A 19,338-nucleotide genomic window follows, 5' to 3' on the forward strand; every position below is an offset into this window, starting at 1 on the left:
AAGAGATATTGAAGTTTATAGAGAATACTAGAAATAATTTATTAACGGGGAAAATAGAATTCCTATATAAAGATTAAGAGGAGTAGTTTAATGAAAATATGGAAAATTATTAGCAATTCTAATTTTGATCAATTAGAGTGTGAGAATGAGGAAGGACAAGAAATCTTTGATAATGCTTTTCAAGGTCAATCAGTAATTGATAAATGGGATCCACTGCAAATGAAACTTTTAAATGAGGGGGAACCATCAGATTTATTAAGTGAAATACCACTTATTTTTACAAAAAAAGCGATAGAAGTAGTATTTGATTTAATTAAAAGGAAAGTTGAAATTCTTCCACTTGTTCATGAACGATACGAATGTTATGCAGTAAATGTATTAAATGTATTAGATTGTATTGATTATGAGAATGCGGACCCTGATGATTTTGGTGGATTTGATAAATTTGCATTTATTACAGAGAAAATTAGGGGGGAGCATATTTTTTGTACATTGAATACAAAGCATAAATATGGAGATTTTCCGATTGTATCTGTACAAACTTTCGTATCAAACGAATTTAAAGAGAGAGTTGCAAAAAGTGAACTAAAAGGATTTGAGTTTGAATTAGTATGGAAATCTGATGAGAAAAATGATGAACAAAAAATAGAAAATAATCCAATGATACGCCCAACGTCAATAGAAGATTTTAAGTCACATATTCAGCTACATTATGGAATGATTACGAATCATATAGAAGCCAATACAAAAATAATCACCGATGTAGAATTATATGATGTTGGACCAAATAAAATGGTTGATTTTCATACAGTAGTAACGTATCGAAATAGCTATTTCCGTATGCCAGCTCCATCGAGTGTAGATAGTGGTTATGCAGAGCTTGTCATGCATCTACCTAAGGATTGGGATGTATCAGTAGCCGCTTTGGCGAGTTCGAAATATGCTTGGCCTTTACGCCTTTTACAGGACTTTGGACAAGATGTAATGCGAAATGGATATTGGTTGGGGCAGTGGCTTGTATTTCCAAATCAATCAAAGGAATATTTAAAAAATTCATATGTAGCCCAGTTAGGTGGAGCAGAACAAGATCTAAATGCGCCAATTCATCCATATAGTGAAGAAACAAAATTTTCCGGTGTTATGGTGGTACCACCGCTTCCACAATGTTCAGGTGCATTCAAAATGGAATTTCGTGAAGATGGTAAAAGAATAGAGGGTGACTGGCCAATATACTTCCATACATTATTACCATTATATAAAGAAGAAATCCATTGTTATTACACAGATGGACTTGATGTATTATTACAAAAATTAATGAAAAATGGCGTTGAAGCAGCATTTGACTTTAATCGAGAGAATACTTGTAAGTAAGGAATAGTAAGATATTAAAAGATACTATGAAAGTATAATAATGAAGCCGTTAGTGCATAAGGTAATAATATGATCAGAAATTACACCAACCTTAAAACTATTATAGCTAATAAAATAATTGTTACTTTATAGTGAACTAAATGGTTTGATTTAGTAAGCGATAATTGGAAATCCAGTTATCGCTTTTTGTTTTAACTAAGGGTACGGGAGAATCCAGATTAGAATATTTGAGAGGGAAATATGGCGAATTAACTTCTGAACAGCTCCATGCTAATATTAATGAAAGGGCCGGTATTGCATTTCCGCAAAGGTCCACTAGGAGTCAACTTAAAAATGGAGGTTATATTGTTGAAGATGTTGACTTGTATAAAAAAATGAGTCCAAATAAGAATCGTGCTCTAGGTTTTCGGAATACAAAAAATGATGGATTGGTACAAGCGCATCACGCAATACAAGATGAATGGGCTAAAACAAGCGGTAATAATTATAGCAGTCGACAAGCACCATCAATATTACTCAAATCTACCTCTGGTGAACCACATGCTATAATATCCGCTCTTCAAAGAGCTAGAAGAAGGAATGAAGGTTTTAGTACGAATATAATATACGAATTTAATATTAGCTATAAAGAAATGATTGAAGCGGGTGTAGATTTAAAAGTAGCAAAAAAAGTAATGCGAGAAGCATATAGATATTTTGATGGATTAGGAGGATTTAAATGATAAATGTTCAAAAATTGTCAACTTATGAATTATATTCTCCAGTTGATGAAAATGAAATTAAAAAAATTGAAGAGGAAATGGGATTAATACTCCCTAATGCTTATAAACAATTACTAAAGCATACAAATGGTTTTGTGTCCGATAATGGAGTCGTTATATTTGGAGTGGATATAATAGATGAAATGAATAAAACATATGAAGTCCATGAATATGCAAAGGGTTATGTTGCTGTAGGAAGTAATGGTGGAGGCAAAATACTGTTAATGAATGCAAATGAAAACGCAACAGAGTTAGTACAAGTTGATTCGGGGATTATGGATCCGAATTATGCAACCACAGTAAGTGAGAATTTAATACAGTGGATAAATGACGGAGCGATAGATATTGACTGTGTGGACGAAGAACAGGAAGTGTTTAAGGAAAAACTGTGTAATCTTATATTGGTAAGTCCACCAGTAGGAGGGGCTATGGATTTAAAGAAAATACAAGAGGTATTTATCATCAAAAAGGGATTGTTTGACTTATTAAAAGGATCAAAACAATTACCATTCGTGCTAATGAAAGACATACCTGTTGAGTTGGCTTTAAAAAACATAGAACTGTTAGGCGAATTAGGGGATATATTGAAAATATCTAGTACTGATTAACTGATTTTAGGGCTTAAAATAGAGGGTATTTGAATTAAGAACCGTTTAATACAATTATTAATTCAAAATAATATTGTTGAAAAATTGCTATTGGTTCCGTGTGTGTCTTATATAATCAATAAATTAAACTCTTAGAAAATATTATTTGAATTTAGAGCACTTGATTGTCTATTTGAGGCAGCAAGTGCTTTTTTGTGTTTTAGCGTAGAAATAATGTGGTACAATCGCTTAAGGAAAATAAGACTTTAAAGAATGCACTAGATGCTATGAAAAATACTCCTATTCCAGTAGCAGTTAGGATGGTGGATACTGGAATAGGAGTGAGGATTCCTTATATAGAATCTTCAACTGTTGGAGAAGTAGCTGGAAAGTTTTCAAAGGCAAGTACGGCAGCTAAGGATGACGCTTATCAACTTGCTAAGGGTAGTGGTGGTAGTAACGCAAACCCAAACAAAATTAAACTAACCCCGGAAAGAGAAAAATACTATCGAATAAAAATAGATGAAGCCAAAGCACGGGGGGATTATAAGGAAGCAGATAACATTAGGTATAATCGTCATTGTGAAGAAACAAAAGAGCCTTTAGAACGTAAAGAGTGGGATGTTAAGCGTGAAAATTTAAAGAAAAGTCAAGAGCGTGGAAGAGAAGAAGAAATAAAAGGGAGAAAAGCCTTGGGAGAACACCTAAATCGTACATTAGAGGTCAATAACTCTGGCAAGGTTGTTACGTATACATCCAGTGAAGGGCATCTTACGCGTCCAGATAGTATAGGTCGTAATGCTAAGGATGAAATCGATTTAGTTCATGACCACAAACACAAAATAAGTGACAAAGAACACGTTATTCATAATGACAGTCAAATGCGAGCTGAAAGAGAGATGCTCGAAGATAAAAGTGGAAGTCATATTGTGACAATATCAAGTGATAAACCCGATTTGAATGGAATTCCTCCTCATCCAAGACCAAGTGGACCTTTAGCGAAGGAGAGTGCCATTTTCTATAATGATCCGAATAGTGGTAAAGTGACACATAAGTGGGAAGCACACCCAGATATCCCAGGTGGAGGTATATGGATAAAAATATAGATAAGTATGTAACTTTACTTTTTAGTATTAAGGGGGATTTAAATGAAACCTAATTATTTTACAATTGCAATGTATCCTACAGTATCGATTAATCAGGAAGAGATACTAGGTCGTCTTTTGGACGTGTTTGATTCGAATGAAAAATTTGCTCCTACTCATTGGGGTAACAGTGAAACCGTACGGGTAGAATATAATCGTGAGGAAATTCTTGAAAAGGTGATTTTGGGACGTAAAGTATCAGAAGTACATTTGTATCGTGATAAAGCAGTGCACTATAGAGGAAGCTTTAAAGTTAACTGGAGTCATAGGTCATATCTTGAGTTTGAGTTTCATAAATCAATACCTAAAAGTTTATGGTCTGCTTTTTTTGAGTTATCCGATCAAATCGCAGAAATTGTAAAACCACGTTTTGGGGTGTCGCAAATCTTTTGGAAAGCGTCTTATCCATGGAATACAGAACGTGAACGGTTACATATGTGGATGAATATGTCTGCCTTACCTATACCGGTAAGGTTTCTTCCTAACGGTCCTTTGGGGGTAGGCGCTAAAACATATTTGAGTGGTCATATTTTAGACATGTTTGATAAGGAATTATTACTAAATAGCCCAGCTGTCGTATCAGAGCTGGATTGGGGTGGGATTTGTATAGACCTTTTACAAAATCCATTAGAAGCCGATATAGATATGTTACTTGATAGTTGGTTACATGTAATGAAATACTTAGAACCAGCTCAAGTAATGGCCATGCCAAGTTTTCATGAAAGTCGAATGGTTGTAACTTATTCTCCAAATGTTGCTTGGAAGGAGTATCTGGAAAGTTAAATGAAAGGAATTTGTAATCATGGATGAGAAAAATAATGATAGAATAAGAGTCATGGAAATATTAAATAGATCTCAATACAATGATGAAACTATAGATGGGCTAGATATGAGCAATTTAGATCTTACTTTTTCAGATTTGTCAGAGGTGATGGCAGAGGGTATCATGGCAAAACAAGTCCATTTAAGAGCTTCTTCACTAATGAGAGCATCTTTTTTTGATTGTGATTTTGAGTTTGCTGATTTCAGGAGCTGTAATTTAGAGGAAATACATATTGCAGATTGTAGGTTTGGCGAAGCGGATTTTTCTAAAGCGAATATGAAATATGCAAAGATAAATATAAGTAGTTGTTTTGAAACATGTTTTGATGAAGTTGATTTTTCATATGGAGAATTAGTTGGAACGATATTAAATCATGCTACTTTTCGACGAGCAAATTTATATAAAATAGATGCAAAACAGGCCGACTGTACGGGAACAAATTTCAGCAACGCGAATCTTACAGAAGGTAACTTTGAAAAAGCATATTTAGAAGATGCTAATTTATCAGAAGTAAACGCTAGAAATGCAGATTTTACTGACGCAGATTTAACGGGAGCGACCCTTTTAAATGGTGATTTTACGGGCGCGAATTTTACCGGTGCTAAACTTGACAATGTAGTTTGGACAGGAGCAAAGGTAGAAGGAGCCAAATTTGATGAAAATGTGAAGGAACAAATCTTAAAAATGATTTAAATATGATGGGGATTATATACATTTGAGCACTCGAAAACCTATTATTGGTAGCGAGTGCTTTTTTCTTAGAGATATTAGAGATTGATAAATAAGTGAAAATCAATATAGATTATTTTTAAGGATTGTTAGATAGATTAAGTCGTGAAAATTATATAATTGAAAATACATTAGCAAAAGTTGCGGACTCCGTATCCCCAATCTTTAAAGGTGTAGAAATACTGCCAGATGGAAGTGTCGTTAGATCTGGAACGAATTATAGCGGGAAATTCCAAGAAGCCCATGATGCCTCAAAGGCGAGTATTCAGAGTAGGATTTCGAATTTGGAGAGTCCGGATCTACAATTCGATTTTATTAGAGTTGAAACAGATATAAAGAATACTGATACTGGATTCGGTGTTGATGAGTTAAAGGTAAAGGACTGGAATAAGAAAATAGATTAATTCATAGGGAGGATACAATGATAAACCAAAAAAAGTTAGAAATGGCTTTTAAAAAATATAGCAAAAATTTTGTGGATGGAATCAAATTTGAAGATGTGAAAGATAAATATAATGTCAGTAGAAGAAAGATTGAGAAAATCGTTGAGCAAAATGAAACAGAGAAAGATCACATCCTACTAATAAATTTAAGCAAAATTTTCTCATATCACTTGTCACTATGGAAAAACGATGTATTGATAAGCGGTGGAAACAATGTAGAAGGATTAAAGAACATGCAGAAAGTCTTATTTTACCAGTGCATGGGACAAGATCTTTATAAAATCAGATATCCAAAGATGATTTTGGGGTATACGTTTAGAGAAGTCGTCCTCACATTAGTTCATTTTGCAATGTATGGATGGGAGAAAGAAGAAAATATATTATATGATTTTATGGTTCATCACTTCGGTGGACATTTAATAGATGCTAATGAAGAGAATAGACATATTTGGTTTTTGCTAGAGCTATACTCGCAGTATAGAAATAAAACCATCATGGGGACAAATGAAAAATTGCATCTAGTCGTGAAAAATAAGTTTAAAGAAGCTGAACTGCGATGTGATTTAATCCCTGAAGACCTAAATATATATGATGAAGTGTTAGGACGTTGGTCGACTCGTGACTTAGAAGAAATAGAATATCTAATTTCGATAATGTCTCAGTATCATTCTGCGTTAGCTTCTGAAATCGGACAGCTAGGTGAATTTGGTGATTTCAGATACGGATTTTATCCTTTTGAAATATTATTTTTAATCCATGTAAGGAAACAACTAGGGTTGCCAGTACCTACTCAAATCGATAATTTTCTGATGAATACTTCAGAAGCTAGAATGGTATTTGGGGAACATGAGTCATATCCTGAATGGGATCCCGTACTTCAGATGATTGATCAATTTTATCGTGAAAACTATCCGGAATATATTCCTAACAAGCATGGAGAATTATTTCAATAAAAGGGAGGAAGCTAAGATGCCTGATCAAGGGATAGCGCAGATTATATTTCCTGATAGCAAGGATTTGGAAACATTTTTGAAGGAACAAGGAAGTTATGACTTACATGAAGACCTATTAAAATATGGATTGACAACGAAACAGTTTTTATACGTTGACTATAAAGGTGAGCAATACCAAGAAATTGTAAATTTTATTCTTGATTACGAATTTGCCCACCAAATTGAATTAGCAACACAAGAAGAACTTGAGAGATTAGAAGCATTTAATTATGAATTTTTACCCGATAAGATCAAGATGGCCAACAAAATACTGTCACCAAAGGGATTTGGTCTGTTTTTATATCCAAATTCGGGCGACTTTTATGCATTATTCATTGGGAAAATAGAGAATATAACAAAAATCCTGCAAGAAGAGGTGTTGCTTGATGATAGAATTCCTTTTCAAGAAAGGTGTATCAAATATTATAGATAGGCCTAAGGTTGTATGCCTTCACCCTTGAATCCGATCAAGATTTTTTTATAAGTTAATATCAAGATTGCATAACCACCTAGAATGTGCTATTTTTGGCCACGTACAATTTTAATAACACCATGTGTTACTACAAATACATTTAAACTTTTCACCTCCTGAATTCGAAATAATAAAAATGTTTTGGATTTGGGAGGGGTGATAATAGAGATAGAAAATAAATTGAGAAATGTGCCTATTTTGTTGGTTACTTGCACGTTGACAAAGGTACATGCTTAGTAAAGGAATTCAATGGCAACGTTAGGAGAACGTAGTGGCTATTGAATTTTTTATTTTTACAACTGTATTAGAAAGAAAAGCGTGAGAATTAGGTGAGATGATATTTTATTGAAAAGACATGGAAAGGACATAATAATAATAATGACCTCGTAAGTATTAATGTATTACTTGTTACCATATAAAAGGTGTCATGCTGTTACTACAAAACTTACAAATTTATGCTGCTTAAAAACAGATGAATTTAAAGCACTTGATTGTCTACGAAAGGCAACAAGTGCCTTTTTAATAGATAGACATGCTATAAATTTTTAGAAATTATTTTTTATGAATTCAGGCTAATGAAAATTACTATTATTATATAATTTATATAATTGAAAATACATTAGCAAAAGGTGCGGACTCCGTATCCCCATTCGTTAAAGGTGTAGAAATACTGCCAGATGGAAGTGTCGTTAGAACTGGAACGAACTATAGCGGGAAATTTCAAGAAGCCCATGATGCCTCAAAGGCGAGTATTCAGAGTAGGATCTCGAATTTGGAGAGTGGTGGGGTTAAGGGTACGGGTAAAGGTAGTACAAAAGTTAAAAAAACTGATAGTTTGTATAAGAGAAGTAGTTTTAGAAAAGGTACTCGTGTTAAAGCAGAAAGTGAAGCACCAAAAAATGCATCAGGAAAAATGATTTGTCCTACGTGCGGAAAAGACATTCCAGGTAGTATTACCATTAATACTAAAAATGGACCAGTAAAAAGAATTGGATATGACTTAGATCATTATCCAGATACTTGGGCAGAAAGAGTTGCAAGTATGAAAACAGGTGAAGTAAAATCAACACGAAAAGAAGTATTGGATGAATATAATGCTCGACTAAGGGTTCAATGTCATGAATGTAATATAAGTCATAAATTTGAAGGAATAGAAGGAACATATATAGGAGAGATAAAAGAATGATTAATTACGGAGAACTTTATTATGACCATTATAGTAAATATTTAGGTGATCCAATAGACCGAGAGGTGTTTAAAAATAATGAAGAGCTTCCAAGTATACAAATTTTAAAATATGAAAATGTATTTGAAGAATGTTTAGTTTTTAATACAATTGGATTCAGTAAATATGAAGAAATAGTCGGGGATAATGTTGAAATTTCAATGGTAGTTGATGGGGCATTTAATAGTACAGGGTATATCCTTGCAAGTGCTTTATTTTATTGTATAGGTAATGGAATAGAAATAGGACGAGGAACAGCAATTAGTGGTATTGAAAGTATTGATAAATCATTTGTTCAAAAATATAATAAAAGTGCAGTTTACTTTACTGAACCATTTGCTTTTCCAGAAGAATATGGTGATGTACGTACTGGAAGTGAAGATCAAGATGGTAAAATTTTGTTAGCATTTTTTATTTCCCAGTCGGAATATGAATGTTTTGTAAAATACGGAACAGAAAAATTTGAAGAGTTGTTAGAGGGAAATAACGTAGATCCTTTTAATGTTAGCAGGAAATCTATAATTTGAGGGTTAATTAGTACTGAAAGGTATAGACAATTAGGGTTAGAAGTTAAAGAATTCACATAAGACAAATAAACGAAAAAGAATTTATTTTTGAAGTGGAAAGAAAAAGAAAAAGAATAAGAATAAGCTGTTAAAAAGTAAATACTTCATGATGGTTGTACCATCATAGAGTATTGTGTGCAATGATAGAATAGAAAACGAAGTACGAGCTTAGGCGATATGACATTTTACATGGTGGTGAATATAAACACATGAGATGGACATAAAACTAACGAACTCGTACAAACTCGTAAGTTTTAACGTAGTAGTTGTTACCACATATAAAAGGTGGAAGAGAAATTATGCTAAGGGATAAAATCAAAAATGATATATATTTTAACGAATTTATCGATTATGAGGAAAAGAGAATAGAAAAGTTTTTAATATTGGTTGAAAAGGTTATTGAGGAAAGAGGCAAAGATGATAAAGGTGTAAAGAATGGATATATAGCATTACAAGGGTATCATTTTAATAAATTAAGGGCAATGTACTCGGCAGGTTGTTCTATTCAAACTATTCGTGATTTTTTACCTGAAGTAATAAATATAATGGAAAAAGTGTGGAATAAAGAAAGTGGATATATACGTATGTTATGGATGATATCTATAGCAGTAATGCTAAAAGTTGAAGATAAAGAATTTAATAGACTAATAGCAATGGTAAGGAAAGAAGGATTAAATGATTATTTGATTAATTATTTTATTGCTTTTAGAAATAGCGAGCCATCAGATTTTTATGAGCAGAGAGAGTTTTATGTAAAATATCCATATGTAAAATTAAAAGAAGTAGTTGAGAGTAATAAAATTTCACAAGAGAATTCTATAAAAAATTTAGTGGAATATATAAAGGAATATTGGTATAAGGGACATTCAGAAGAAGCATGGTACGATGCACATGAAAATAAACATGACATTTATAGTGGTTACTGGAGTTTTGAAAGTGGAGCAATCGCTAAAATTTTAAAATTAGATGACTCAACCTTGAAAGATAGTTCATATTACCCTTATGATATGGTGCATTGCCAAGAAAAATAAATGTTAGAATCCACAGTGATAAACTTTTATACTGTGGATTTTTTTAATTTGTGTTTAAGTACCTACTGAGGGTACGGGTGAAGTTGGAAAAGGGAATTCTGATTTACTTGATAATACTGGTAGATTTAAAGATGCTGAGTTGCAATCTAAGTATGATGTATATTGTGAAAGGAAATATAAGAATAGTGAAGCGCCTAAAGAGCCACTGGAGTGGAAAGAAGCAAGTGAAAAATGGGCATCACTTAAAGAGCAGGGGCAAGAATTTTCTGATGAAAGTTTTAATCTATTTTCACAACAGTATGAAAACGCTGAACGAGAAATAACCATTGTTACACATGAAGGGACTAAGGTAAGAGTTGACGCAATTGCATCTGATGAATATGGGAATGTTATTATACAAGAATATAAAAGTTCCACTACTGCTCTCTATACTACTAATCAAGAAAAGGGATTCCCTGAATTGAAGAATTCTGGTGGAAAGGTCGTAGGTGAAGGAAAGGGAGATTTTTCAGGGGGATACGAAGTGCCTAGTGAAACAAGACCGCAAATTGTTCGTCCTGAAGGGACAACTTATTTTGATGAATAAATGAGGTGAGAGATAAGTGTCAATATTAGACAAAAATAAAATAGATGGAATTGGCAAGAGTATGGGTGAAAATAAGTTAGCATTAATGATTGCAGATCATTTAGATTGGGAAAATGAACTTCAGCACTTAATATTGTTACAAGATAAAATTAATGCCTATGTATCTTTTATTGAAAGTGGGCAAATCTATAGTGTTTATCCGGATGCTAAGTTAGTAGATGGCTTTATATTCGATTTAAGATTTAAATATAAACCGACTGAAAATTGTAATAAATTATTGGAGGTTTTTAGGAAGAATACTCAAGATTTGAGGATTGAGTTTAAAATATATGAATCTTAGGTAGTTTGAATTGGAGATGTAATATGAAAGCAAATAAAGTATTTGAGCGCGTATGTAATCTAATATCTGAAAAGTATTTAGATAATGGCTGGAAATATTCGAAGTCTGGTCATTGGATGAGTAAAAAAGATAAAAATTTCATTTATAAGGTACTCTTTTATACAAGTTGGAATAATATATCTGATAAAAACGTAGTATTTTATGGTGAATGCGCAATTCTTCCTTTAAAATCTGAAGATAAAATATTTCATATTAATACACGTCAGTGCAATGTACCAAGCGGTCAGTTATATTGGAACATAGCAAATGAGGAAGAGTGGGAGAGGACAGTTAACGAATTCACTAATTGGTTAAATAGTGTATTTATGCCAATTGTAGAAAGGTGTACGAATGATTTGAACAACTTTGTAAAAGAGGTTGTTGAAAGGGGTTTTTATCCTCAAAAGGGTTATATGGTAGATATTAATTTTATATTAACGCACGGGTCGCGTGAATTGGCAGAGGAAGCTATCAAAAGATACTATGACAGTTTGGAAGAGTCAATAAAAAAAGAATTTAAAGGTAACTATGAAAGTATGGTGTGTGGTAATGAAGCAGTTAGTGCATATGGTAATAATATGATGAGAAATTACACCAATTTTAGAACTATCGTAGATAATAAAATAATTGTTACTTTATAGTACATAAAATGGTTTGACTTAGTAAGCGATAATTGGTAACACAATTATCGCTTTTGGTTTTAAATAAGGGTACGGGTGATATTGGAACACAGCCTCGATACGGGGAAAGAAGAATCTCAAAGGAATTATATGATGAATTAAGAGATGGAACGCCTGACCCTGCTATACCTGGTAAGTATATTACAGATAGACTTCAAGCTGATCATATCGTATCAATGAAAAATATAGAAAAGATGGAGAATTTTGACAAACTAACAAAAGAACAACAACTTAAGGTTTTAAATAATGAAGAGAATTTTTTAGGTTTAAGTGAAGCAGCCAATAAATCTAAGGGGGCTAAATCTTATTCTGATTGGACAATTTATAAGAAAGAAAAAATTGAAGTTAATCCTAAGTTTAGAGAAGAGATGATAAAGAAGGAAAAAGAATTAGAAATGAATTTACAAAAACAAATTGATGATTTTGTTGAAAGGAAATAAAAAAGGATATAGATAAATAAAGGAGATGACATAGCATTATGGAACAAAAACTTGGTTTTTTAAGAAAATATAAAAGAAATGCACAACTTATATCATGCCATGGGATTAATAAACTTGATTGTGAGAAAATACCAAATTCATGGTATGAATTGTTTCAAGAAGAAAACGTAGACAAGAGAGTTGAGAATATTTTATCGATATGGAAAGAGCAAGTAGGAGTGGAATTAAGAAACACTATTTCTTATTTGTCTAGGCACCTTGAAGAAGTAGAGCTTATGAACACAAATGGTAGATATTCAATTTTATACACTATTAAAACAGATAATGGGGAAATTCTATATTATGAGGGGGGAAATCCCAAAGATGAGTTTAATAATGAAGAATTAGAAAAATCTTGGGATAAGATTCCTTCAACAATACGAAATTTTTATCGAACTGTTCATAATGGTTTCTATTTTTATGCGAGTCAATCTATGGGGTTAGTTCCTTTAGAAAATGTAACTTTTTTTGATGATGATGAATGGGGTATTATTGAGGAGTTAGAAGAACCTTTACAAATTGATTTACAAACTACTTTTGGTTTCTTTAAAAGTGGTATGGGTGGTTATGTTGCAGTAGATTATAAGAATTCTAATAATGATAATGCGACTTTATGGTGGACGAATAAAGAGCCTAGATATAATATGAATTTTTGGGACATTGTTGATGAATGGATAGTAATTGGATTTGAAGTTTAGTTTAAAGGTTCTGTTGCAAAGTTTTTATATAAACAAAAAAATCCTAATTTAGTAGGTAGAGTTTATACAACTTTGAATAGATTCTCTAATTCATTGTACGTCGAAAAAACGAAGTACGAGCTTAGGTGAGATGACATTTTACTGGGTGATGAACATAATCACATGGAAAGTATATTAAACTAAGAACCCGTACAAACTCGTCAATTTTAACTTAGTAGTTGTCATGGCATGTAAAAGGTGTCGTACTGTTAATACAAAACTTACAGATCTTATAAATCTTACAAATTTATGCTACTTAAAAACATATGAACTTAAAGCACTTGATTGTCTACGAAAGGCAACAAGTGCTTTTTTTATAGATAGGCATACTATAAAATTTTAAAAAATATTTTTGTAAATTAAAGTTAATATAAATTACTAGTATTATATAATTAGTAAAAGTTGTGGACACGGAAACCGTAACCCCATTCGTTAAAGGTGTAGAAATACTGCCAGATGGAAGTGTCGTTAGATCTGGAACGAACTATAGCGGGAAATTCCAAGAAGCCCATGATGCCTCGAAGGCGAGTATTCAAAGTAGGATCTCGAATTTGGAGAGTGGTGGGGTTAAGGGTACGGGTGAAACTCCTAAGATAACTGAAATAAAAGAGAAAGATCTTGGGAAGCACATTGTTAAAGGAAAAAATGGAAGGAAAGAACTTGCGCCAAACGTACGCTATATCACTGAGGATGGTTATAAATATACAACAGATGAACTTGGTAGAATAGTAGATGTTGAGGCGGAAGGATTAATACTTCAAAAAGGAAAACGAAGCACAGGAATGCAAGTGGCTGCAGGAAGAGAAGATAGATTGCCTGATGATGGTGGGCACTTGATAGGGACGCAATTCCATGGATCCGGTGATATTGATAATTTAATCGCTCAAAATAAACAAATTAATCGTTCGGGTGGAGAATGGTATAATATGGAGAAAGAATGGGTTAATACATTAGGTGGGAAGCCTCCTAAAAAAGTATCAGTAAAAATTGAATCAGTATACTTAGGTTCATCACTAAGACCAAACTCATTTAAAATAAATACCAAATTGAAGGCCAACGTAAGGTAATACGTGAAATACTTAATAAAACAGGAGGTTGATGTAAAAGTGTTCGAATTAGAATTAAATAAAATCTATCAAAATATAGCGCAAAAAATAAATGATACAATTCCCGTAGAATGGGATATCTTTTATTTTAATGCAGAGATTTATAACCAAGAGGGTGGGGTATTATTCTTTTTCAATACCCCAGATAGATCGGATGAATATATATATTCCCATGATATACCAGATATATTTAATGTGAGTGAAAAAGAATATGATAAGACATATGATGAATTATTTCATTTAAGTGTAGAGTTACAGGAAATATTTATAAAAAATAATCAGGAACCTTGGTATTCTTTTGATATGATTGTGACATCTGAGGGGAAAGTAAAAATTTATTATGGGTATACTAAATGGTATCAATCTACTTTTGGATCGAATGACCGAGTGGATTATTTTGAATATAAATATTTAGGGAAGAAACCTAGTAATGAAAATGAGCGAAGAAAATTCGAAGAGATGAAAGAATATGAAGAGCAAAATAAATCTTAAAATGTTTTTTTGTTAAATTAAGGAATGTATTATTAGCGAGTAAATATGTAAAATATCCAAATTAACTAGCTTTAGTTGGACTATTGAAAAAAGAATAGTGACGGATTAATGTTACTTATAGAACATATGAAGTTAAAGCACTTGATTGTCTACTTGAAGCAACAAGTGCTTTTTTGCGTAGAAATTTAACAGATCACTATAATTTTATTATGGAAACTTTTTACATAGTTTTCTATACAACTAAAGAGAAGAAAAAGGTTCACTATTACTTTCATTTCTGTTATAAAAATTCTACAATAGAAGACAGAACGTATATTTGGTATAATCAAAATATACTATATGAAATGATGTACATGAGTTTGAAATTCATGTAACGAGGTAAGCACTACATAACAATGACTAATATTTAAAGTTTTCGTACCTATAGAATTCAATTCATGTTATATAAATCAATTGTTAGAAAGGAACAGGTGTAATGAATCAAATTTCATTCGAAGATTTATTTGAAGAAGAAAAAGAAAAGGTGGAGGTAGCTGAGGTATGTAAGGTACCAGCCCCGTTATCACCATTACAAAAAGATATTTTAGAATTAATTGATTCTGAAGAAATAAGTGCGCTTGAGCTATGTGAACGATTAATACGATCTGGTAAAATACCCGATGAAAGATTCACTACGAATAAGCCTAAAGCATATGGACAAGTATGTTTACTATTAGAAGGTTTTGTTACAGAAGGAAAACTTATTTTTATCAAAGATGATGAGAAAAGAGATAGGGTATATAAATTGAAAGAAGAAGTTTGAGATGTATAGTGGGAGATGAATGATTGGTTTCCTTTAACTTGTAGCTCCGTTAGTCTAGTAATGTCCACTAAAAAGGTGTCAATCTCTCCTAGATTGACACCTTCATACTTTTAACATCTTACATACTTACGCTTAAAACCAAGTCTTCCTCTATCAAGTTCTTTCTGAATACTCTCTGTAGCATTTAACAAACTGCTTTTTTTCTTATCACGTTTGACTTCAACTATACCAACTTCTTTTGCAATCTCGACTGCTTTTTCGTGTAGTGGTACATATGAAATTGCCACGGTGTTTAGGAAATTATTCATAGCGGATTTTGTTCGTTCTGGAGAATGATGAATTGTATCTTTCACCATTTCAAGCATATCGGAAATTTTACTTTCGGAAAATTCATTGTCTTTGCGATTTCCTAATAGCCAACAGTAGCAACTCCAGCCGGCAGACATTTTAAGCTCGTCCCCACTTGCAATCCATTTATCAGCAACATCTTGTGCGATATTTGACTCCGATAAAGTTACTGCCACCACATAATCAGATAGCATATAAAAATATGCCCCGTCTATCCAGCGATCAAAATCAGACTCACTCATAGCTTTTGGATCCGCAATAATCCCTGCAAAATACATAGCATCGTAGTTGCCTGTGGCATACAGTTCTTCAGCTAACTTTTGGTTTACTTTTATTTTTTTAGCGATTGGTTTCATAGCGCCTGTAGCTACGCCAAAAACTGGCTCGTGGGCGCCGTTAGATATGTATATTTTTTTCGTTCGTTCCTTACCTAGAGCCTCAAGTTCTTGCATAACTGTTTTAAAATCCAAAGTTGTGCACTTCCTTCCTTCATGTAAGAGCCTTTTTAAGTCTTTCATATTTCTTATTTTAATACTAATTGTATTTAAGAGGTATGTCTACTTTCTAAAGGCATCGAAACTTGGTTTGATTTTTAGATGAACTACATTACACTTTAGTGTAAATAAAGAGCTAATTAAAAGAATGGTATAATATAGAAAAAGTAAGTGATGAAAATTAAATAGGGGGAATTTAATTGGAAATAAAATTGAATCGATTATATAGAGAGATAGCGGAAACGGTTTATGCCATGATTCCAGAAGAATGGGAGAAATTTTATTTTTATGCACAAATATCAGAAGCTGGAGGGGGAACTTACTTTTTCTATAACAACTTCAGAAATAAAGAAAATTATAAGTATAGTGTAGAAATTCCTTTTAAATACGAAGTTGATGAAGAGGAGTTTGAAAGGAAAGAAGATTTTTTATATAAATTGAGTAAGGAATTAAGAAATGTTTTCAAAGATAATCAGCAAGAGCTTTGGTACTCCTTTACAATGTCTCTGGAACATAGTGGGGAATTTAACATGCATTTCGATTATACAAATTGGTTCGATACAGAATATAGTTTTAGTGATCAGATGATTATTTGGAAACATAAATACTTAGGTGAAGTACCAATTGATGAAAATGATAAAGCGCTAATTCATAAGTATGACAATGAATTTCCGAATAATCCTATTTGACTGAAAGGAAAGAAGAAATGGTTTTTATAAAAATCATGAATTTTAAAGCGTAAGTTGAATGAGAATATATATTCATAATGGAGGACGCTATTAATGGAAGTACACGGAATGGTTTCAATATGGTTCGGTAATATGCAAACGCAAGATCAGTTGGATACATATATAGATGTTACGTATGATGAAGAAGGAGACGCTATACCAGCAAGATTTTTTGTTGATTTTAATATTGATATGATTGATGTAGATGAAGATTTTATTGAAAAGGAAGTGTTAGAAGAAGCGAGTGATGACATTTCTATGTTATTAACGGGATGTTCATATGATGATAAAATACTTTCTCGAATTAAGGAAGTAGTTAAATTAAATAAATCCTATAATTCTATCGTTTTAATTTATAATTTTCAATATGACAATTCAGTAAGTAATTGTGAAGGTTTTAATTTTGTAACTGCTACAAGTTATCTATAGATACAAGAAAATTGCAGTAGAATAAAAAATACATTTGTATAATTTTTCCAATGAATATTTGGTATGATGGTGAATGGGAAAAATATACAAGCAGTTAGTGGTTCATAAAAGGGGGATTGAATTGAAAAGAACGCCTGAATTTGTATTAGGTTTAATTGGTGGCATTTTGGGAATTATTATTTCTATAATATTAATAGTTGTAGCGTTTAATATTATGGAAGGTGTTGATTACGAACTTTTAGCTTATTACTCTATTATTTTAACGGTTCAAATAGGGTTGTTCATTTTATCGTGTTTAGTAAACAAGGTTAATAATAAAGTTTATGGAGTTTGTATGATTGTGATTCCTATAGTTATGTTATTTATGTCATTATTCTTTTTACTTATTCCGACAATTTTACAAATTATATCTGGTTCATTTGCATTTAGAACATTACAGTTAGAATCGAATGTAAGCTAAATATAATTATTAACGTCTGAATATTCGGTTTTTTAAACATTTTCGTTTGTAGTTCAAATTAACATAAAGCACAAAGTTGTATGCTTTAGGAGGAGAAATAAATGATTATTTGGTCTGGTTGGGGTTTTTTAGTCGCAATTATTGTAATTATTAATACTCTTTTGGGTAAGGCTATTTTTGGATCTATAACGGGGGACGCTACATATTTTCAAAATCATAGTTGGCCAATGGCGGTAATGTTTATTATATCAGGGGTTATGTCTTGGTATTTAGGTAAATATATTAATAAGCCAGATGGTAAAGTTTATATAGATGCCGAAACTGGTGAAAAAGTTATGTTTAACAAAAAACACTCGCTATTTTTTATAAAAATGGAATATTGGGGACCAATTTTAGGAGTTATTGCAGTTGTAACTTTAATTACAAGATAAAAAAAGAGGATGGGTATAGTAAGAGTAATCTATTCAAGTAGAAGGAGAAATCAGTCATGAATGCAAAGAAACTACTAGGGGTAGCAGTTCCGGTCATGTTGTTATTTGGTTGTGGAGTTTCTGAGAAAACGAACACTTCTAAACAGGAGAAAATGGAAGAGTCTAAAGTAAAAGAATCGAAGTCTAATAGTAAGAAAGAAAAAGTTTCAAAGGAAGACTATCCTAATAAAGTGTATAAATTAGGGGTAGAGTTTGATAAGTTGTTTGCGGAGCATAACAATATTACAAGAGAGGTTTTTGACGGTAAGAAAAAGAAATCAGATATAGTAGATAGTGTGAAAGAATTAAACAAAGTGTTAGATAAATTTGAGTCGATAGATCCCCCTACAGAGTATGTAAACCAACAAAAAGATTTTGAAAAAGCAATTAGTTATTTTAGAGAGTCTTTTTCTTTAATAAATGAAGTATTCACCAGAAAAGAAAAAAGAGAAAAAGGTGATAAGACTGATAAAGAGTTAATAGAGAAATCTGAAAAGCTAGTGAAAGAAGGAGATATTTACTGGCTTAAGGCATTCAAAGATCTTGAAGGGGATATTAAAATCGGTGACGGTACAGTATCTATGAAAGATTTGAAAGAGTTAGATAAGAAAGCTGGAATTAATACAGATAACGTTATGAAGAATGTGAAAGATGGTACGGAATTAATCGGTAATTGGGGATTCCAAGGAACAGACGGTTTCAATATGTCACTCATTTTAAAAGGTGATAAGACATTTGAAACGTATGGTAAAGGTGAGTATCCAAATAAAAAGAATTATATTGAAGGAACTTGGGAATATGATAAGGAAGCTTTTACAATCTATTTACATCTCAATAAACGTTTAGTAGACGGTGTAGAAGATACAATTCAAAAAAAGAAAATAGCATATAAAGTTCAAGATTATGATGGGGAAAACTTGCAATTATTTAATGAGACGTCATTTCATACAATTAAGTATGTGAAGCAAAGTTAAAGTTATGTAGGACTAGGTTTAAATGGCCT

The 19,338-nt window shown here is 32.1% G+C and carries 24 protein-coding genes and 2 pseudogenes; 25 read left to right on the top strand and 1 reads right to left on the bottom strand.

Going from position 1 to position 19,338, the window contains the following annotated elements:
• Positions 1-90 precede the first annotated feature (90 nt).
• From BLT20_RS20990 to BLT20_RS21095, 20 genes and pseudogenes are all read left to right on the top strand, one after another.
• On the top strand, positions 91-1,371 hold the full coding sequence (locus BLT20_RS20990) for a suppressor of fused domain protein (protein WP_000708148.1): 1,281 nt from the start codon (positions 91-93) through the stop codon (positions 1,369-1,371).
• Positions 1,372-1,598: 227 nt separating this feature from the next.
• Positions 1,599-2,093 (top strand): hypothetical protein, encoded by a 495-nt coding sequence (locus BLT20_RS20995; RefSeq protein WP_002026138.1) that lies wholly within the window; start codon positions 1,599-1,601, stop codon positions 2,091-2,093.
• A complete protein-coding gene (locus tag BLT20_RS21000; protein WP_000611384.1) occupies positions 2,090-2,740 on the top strand; it encodes an SMI1/KNR4 family protein in 651 nt (216 codons plus the stop codon). Before BLT20_RS20995 ends, BLT20_RS21000 begins: the two co-directional genes overlap by 4 nt.
• 215 nt (positions 2,741-2,955) lie before the next feature.
• Complete coding sequence (locus BLT20_RS21005) at positions 2,956-3,825, top strand: hypothetical protein (protein ID WP_000250834.1); 870 nt, start codon at positions 2,956-2,958, stop codon at positions 3,823-3,825.
• Between the two features lie 42 nt (positions 3,826-3,867).
• Positions 3,868-4,647 carry a hypothetical protein gene (locus tag BLT20_RS21010; protein WP_000804109.1) on the top strand — a complete coding sequence of 260 codons (780 nt, stop codon included), beginning with the start codon at positions 3,868-3,870 and terminating at the stop codon, positions 4,645-4,647.
• Between the two features lie 19 nt (positions 4,648-4,666).
• Positions 4,667-5,380, top strand: a complete 714-nt coding sequence (locus BLT20_RS21015) for a pentapeptide repeat-containing protein (protein WP_000343661.1) — start codon at positions 4,667-4,669, stop codon at positions 5,378-5,380.
• 122 nt (positions 5,381-5,502) lie between these two features.
• Positions 5,503-5,709, top strand: a pseudogene (locus tag BLT20_RS21020) (hypothetical protein); the annotation flags it as partial.
• A gap of 128 nt (positions 5,710-5,837) precedes the next feature.
• Positions 5,838-6,812 carry a hypothetical protein gene (locus BLT20_RS21025; protein ID WP_000609922.1) on the top strand — a complete coding sequence of 325 codons (975 nt, stop codon included), beginning with the start codon at positions 5,838-5,840 and terminating at the stop codon, positions 6,810-6,812.
• 16 nt (positions 6,813-6,828) lie between these two features.
• Entirely contained in the window at positions 6,829-7,284 is a 456-nt protein-coding gene (locus BLT20_RS21030) for a hypothetical protein (RefSeq protein ID WP_001113308.1), read from the top strand.
• A 634-nt stretch (positions 7,285-7,918) separates the two neighbouring features.
• A complete protein-coding gene (locus BLT20_RS21040; protein WP_044128317.1) occupies positions 7,919-8,509 on the top strand; it encodes a GH-E family nuclease in 591 nt (196 codons plus the stop codon).
• The gene (locus tag BLT20_RS21045; RefSeq protein ID WP_000611566.1) at positions 8,506-9,075 is read left to right on the top strand and encodes a suppressor of fused domain protein; all 570 of its coding nucleotides are present in this window, start codon (positions 8,506-8,508) and stop codon (positions 9,073-9,075) included. The genes BLT20_RS21040 and BLT20_RS21045 overlap by 4 nt, the downstream gene beginning before the upstream one ends.
• Positions 9,076-9,413: 338 nt before the next feature.
• Positions 9,414-10,145 carry a PoNe immunity protein domain-containing protein gene (locus BLT20_RS21050; protein WP_000942840.1) on the top strand — a complete coding sequence of 244 codons (732 nt, stop codon included), beginning with the start codon at positions 9,414-9,416 and terminating at the stop codon, positions 10,143-10,145.
• A gap of 139 nt (positions 10,146-10,284) precedes the next feature.
• Positions 10,285-10,731, top strand: coding sequence for a hypothetical protein (locus BLT20_RS21055; protein ID WP_001190951.1), 447 nt, complete (start codon positions 10,285-10,287; stop codon positions 10,729-10,731).
• A 16-nt stretch (positions 10,732-10,747) separates the two neighbouring features.
• A complete protein-coding gene (locus BLT20_RS21060) occupies positions 10,748-11,071 on the top strand; it encodes a DUF6572 domain-containing protein (protein WP_000025255.1) in 324 nt (107 codons plus the stop codon).
• A gap of 23 nt (positions 11,072-11,094) precedes the next feature.
• The gene (locus BLT20_RS21065; protein WP_000646608.1) at positions 11,095-11,751 is read left to right on the top strand and encodes a hypothetical protein; all 657 of its coding nucleotides are present in this window, start codon (positions 11,095-11,097) and stop codon (positions 11,749-11,751) included.
• A gap of 32 nt (positions 11,752-11,783) precedes the next feature.
• Positions 11,784-12,230, top strand: coding sequence for a hypothetical protein (locus BLT20_RS30265; protein WP_230641371.1), 447 nt, complete (start codon positions 11,784-11,786; stop codon positions 12,228-12,230).
• Between the two features lie 38 nt (positions 12,231-12,268).
• Entirely contained in the window at positions 12,269-12,967 is a 699-nt protein-coding gene (locus BLT20_RS21075) for an SMI1/KNR4 family protein (RefSeq protein WP_000435840.1), read from the top strand.
• 488 nt (positions 12,968-13,455) lie between these two features.
• Positions 13,456-14,105 (top strand): annotated as a pseudogene (locus BLT20_RS21085) (DNA/RNA non-specific endonuclease).
• A 7-nt stretch (positions 14,106-14,112) separates the two neighbouring features.
• Complete coding sequence (locus BLT20_RS21090; protein WP_000462359.1) at positions 14,113-14,604, top strand: immunity protein YezG family protein; 492 nt, start codon at positions 14,113-14,115, stop codon at positions 14,602-14,604.
• A 475-nt stretch (positions 14,605-15,079) separates the two neighbouring features.
• Positions 15,080-15,406, top strand: coding sequence for a DUF3895 domain-containing protein (locus BLT20_RS21095; protein ID WP_001071909.1), 327 nt, complete (start codon positions 15,080-15,082; stop codon positions 15,404-15,406).
• A gap of 110 nt (positions 15,407-15,516) precedes the next feature.
• Here BLT20_RS21095 and BLT20_RS21100 read toward each other — a convergent pair whose 3' ends face one another.
• Positions 15,517-16,224: a DNA alkylation repair protein gene (locus BLT20_RS21100; RefSeq protein ID WP_000346337.1), complete on the bottom strand. Its 708-nt coding sequence runs from the start codon at positions 16,222-16,224 to the stop codon at positions 15,517-15,519.
• Between the two features lie 224 nt (positions 16,225-16,448).
• On the opposite strand from BLT20_RS21100, the gene BLT20_RS21105 reads away from it, so the two are divergent.
• The 5 genes from BLT20_RS21105 (at position 16,449) to BLT20_RS21125 (ending at position 19,309) form a co-directional block, all read left to right on the top strand.
• A complete protein-coding gene (locus BLT20_RS21105; protein ID WP_000403551.1) occupies positions 16,449-16,937 on the top strand; it encodes an antitoxin YezG family protein in 489 nt (162 codons plus the stop codon).
• Positions 16,938-17,030: 93 nt separating this feature from the next.
• Entirely contained in the window at positions 17,031-17,405 is a 375-nt protein-coding gene (locus tag BLT20_RS21110; RefSeq protein WP_000451789.1) for an immunity 22 family protein, read from the top strand.
• Between the two features lie 121 nt (positions 17,406-17,526).
• Positions 17,527-17,865 (top strand): DUF4064 domain-containing protein, encoded by a 339-nt coding sequence (locus BLT20_RS21115; RefSeq protein ID WP_000831725.1) that lies wholly within the window; start codon positions 17,527-17,529, stop codon positions 17,863-17,865.
• Positions 17,866-17,966: 101 nt separating this feature from the next.
• Positions 17,967-18,296: a hypothetical protein gene (locus BLT20_RS21120; RefSeq protein ID WP_000587856.1), complete on the top strand. Its 330-nt coding sequence runs from the start codon at positions 17,967-17,969 to the stop codon at positions 18,294-18,296.
• 56 nt (positions 18,297-18,352) lie between these two features.
• The gene (locus tag BLT20_RS21125; RefSeq protein WP_000992196.1) at positions 18,353-19,309 is read left to right on the top strand and encodes a DUF3994 domain-containing protein; all 957 of its coding nucleotides are present in this window, start codon (positions 18,353-18,355) and stop codon (positions 19,307-19,309) included.
• Positions 19,310-19,338 lie beyond the last annotated feature (29 nt).

Source organism: Bacillus sp. cl96, assembly GCF_900100505.1.
In the GTDB taxonomy this organism is placed as follows: domain Bacteria; phylum Bacillota; class Bacilli; order Bacillales; family Bacillaceae_G; genus Bacillus_A; species Bacillus_A cereus.

Excerpts from the sequence above, each read along its gene's own strand:
- BLT20_RS20990 (WP_000708148.1), top strand. The coding sequence starts at position 91 with ATGAAAATATGGAAAATTATTAGCAATTCTAATTTTGATCAATTAGAG.
- BLT20_RS21000 (WP_000611384.1), top strand. The coding sequence starts at position 2,090 with ATGATAAATGTTCAAAAATTGTCAACTTATGAATTATATTCTCCAGTT.
- BLT20_RS21010 (WP_000804109.1), top strand. The coding sequence starts at position 3,868 with ATGAAACCTAATTATTTTACAATTGCAATGTATCCTACAGTATCGATT.
- BLT20_RS21015 (WP_000343661.1), top strand. The coding sequence starts at position 4,667 with ATGGATGAGAAAAATAATGATAGAATAAGAGTCATGGAAATATTAAAT.
- BLT20_RS21025 (WP_000609922.1), top strand. The coding sequence starts at position 5,838 with ATGATAAACCAAAAAAAGTTAGAAATGGCTTTTAAAAAATATAGCAAA.
- BLT20_RS21030 (WP_001113308.1), top strand. The coding sequence starts at position 6,829 with ATGCCTGATCAAGGGATAGCGCAGATTATATTTCCTGATAGCAAGGAT.
- BLT20_RS21045 (WP_000611566.1), top strand. The coding sequence starts at position 8,506 with ATGATTAATTACGGAGAACTTTATTATGACCATTATAGTAAATATTTA.
- BLT20_RS21050 (WP_000942840.1), top strand. The coding sequence starts at position 9,414 with ATGCTAAGGGATAAAATCAAAAATGATATATATTTTAACGAATTTATC.
- BLT20_RS21065 (WP_000646608.1), top strand. The coding sequence starts at position 11,095 with ATGAAAGCAAATAAAGTATTTGAGCGCGTATGTAATCTAATATCTGAA.
- BLT20_RS21075 (WP_000435840.1), top strand. The coding sequence starts at position 12,269 with ATGGAACAAAAACTTGGTTTTTTAAGAAAATATAAAAGAAATGCACAA.
- BLT20_RS21095 (WP_001071909.1), top strand. The coding sequence starts at position 15,080 with ATGAATCAAATTTCATTCGAAGATTTATTTGAAGAAGAAAAAGAAAAG.
- BLT20_RS21110 (WP_000451789.1), top strand. The coding sequence starts at position 17,031 with ATGGAAGTACACGGAATGGTTTCAATATGGTTCGGTAATATGCAAACG.
- BLT20_RS21120 (WP_000587856.1), top strand. The coding sequence starts at position 17,967 with ATGATTATTTGGTCTGGTTGGGGTTTTTTAGTCGCAATTATTGTAATT.
- BLT20_RS21125 (WP_000992196.1), top strand. The coding sequence starts at position 18,353 with ATGAATGCAAAGAAACTACTAGGGGTAGCAGTTCCGGTCATGTTGTTA.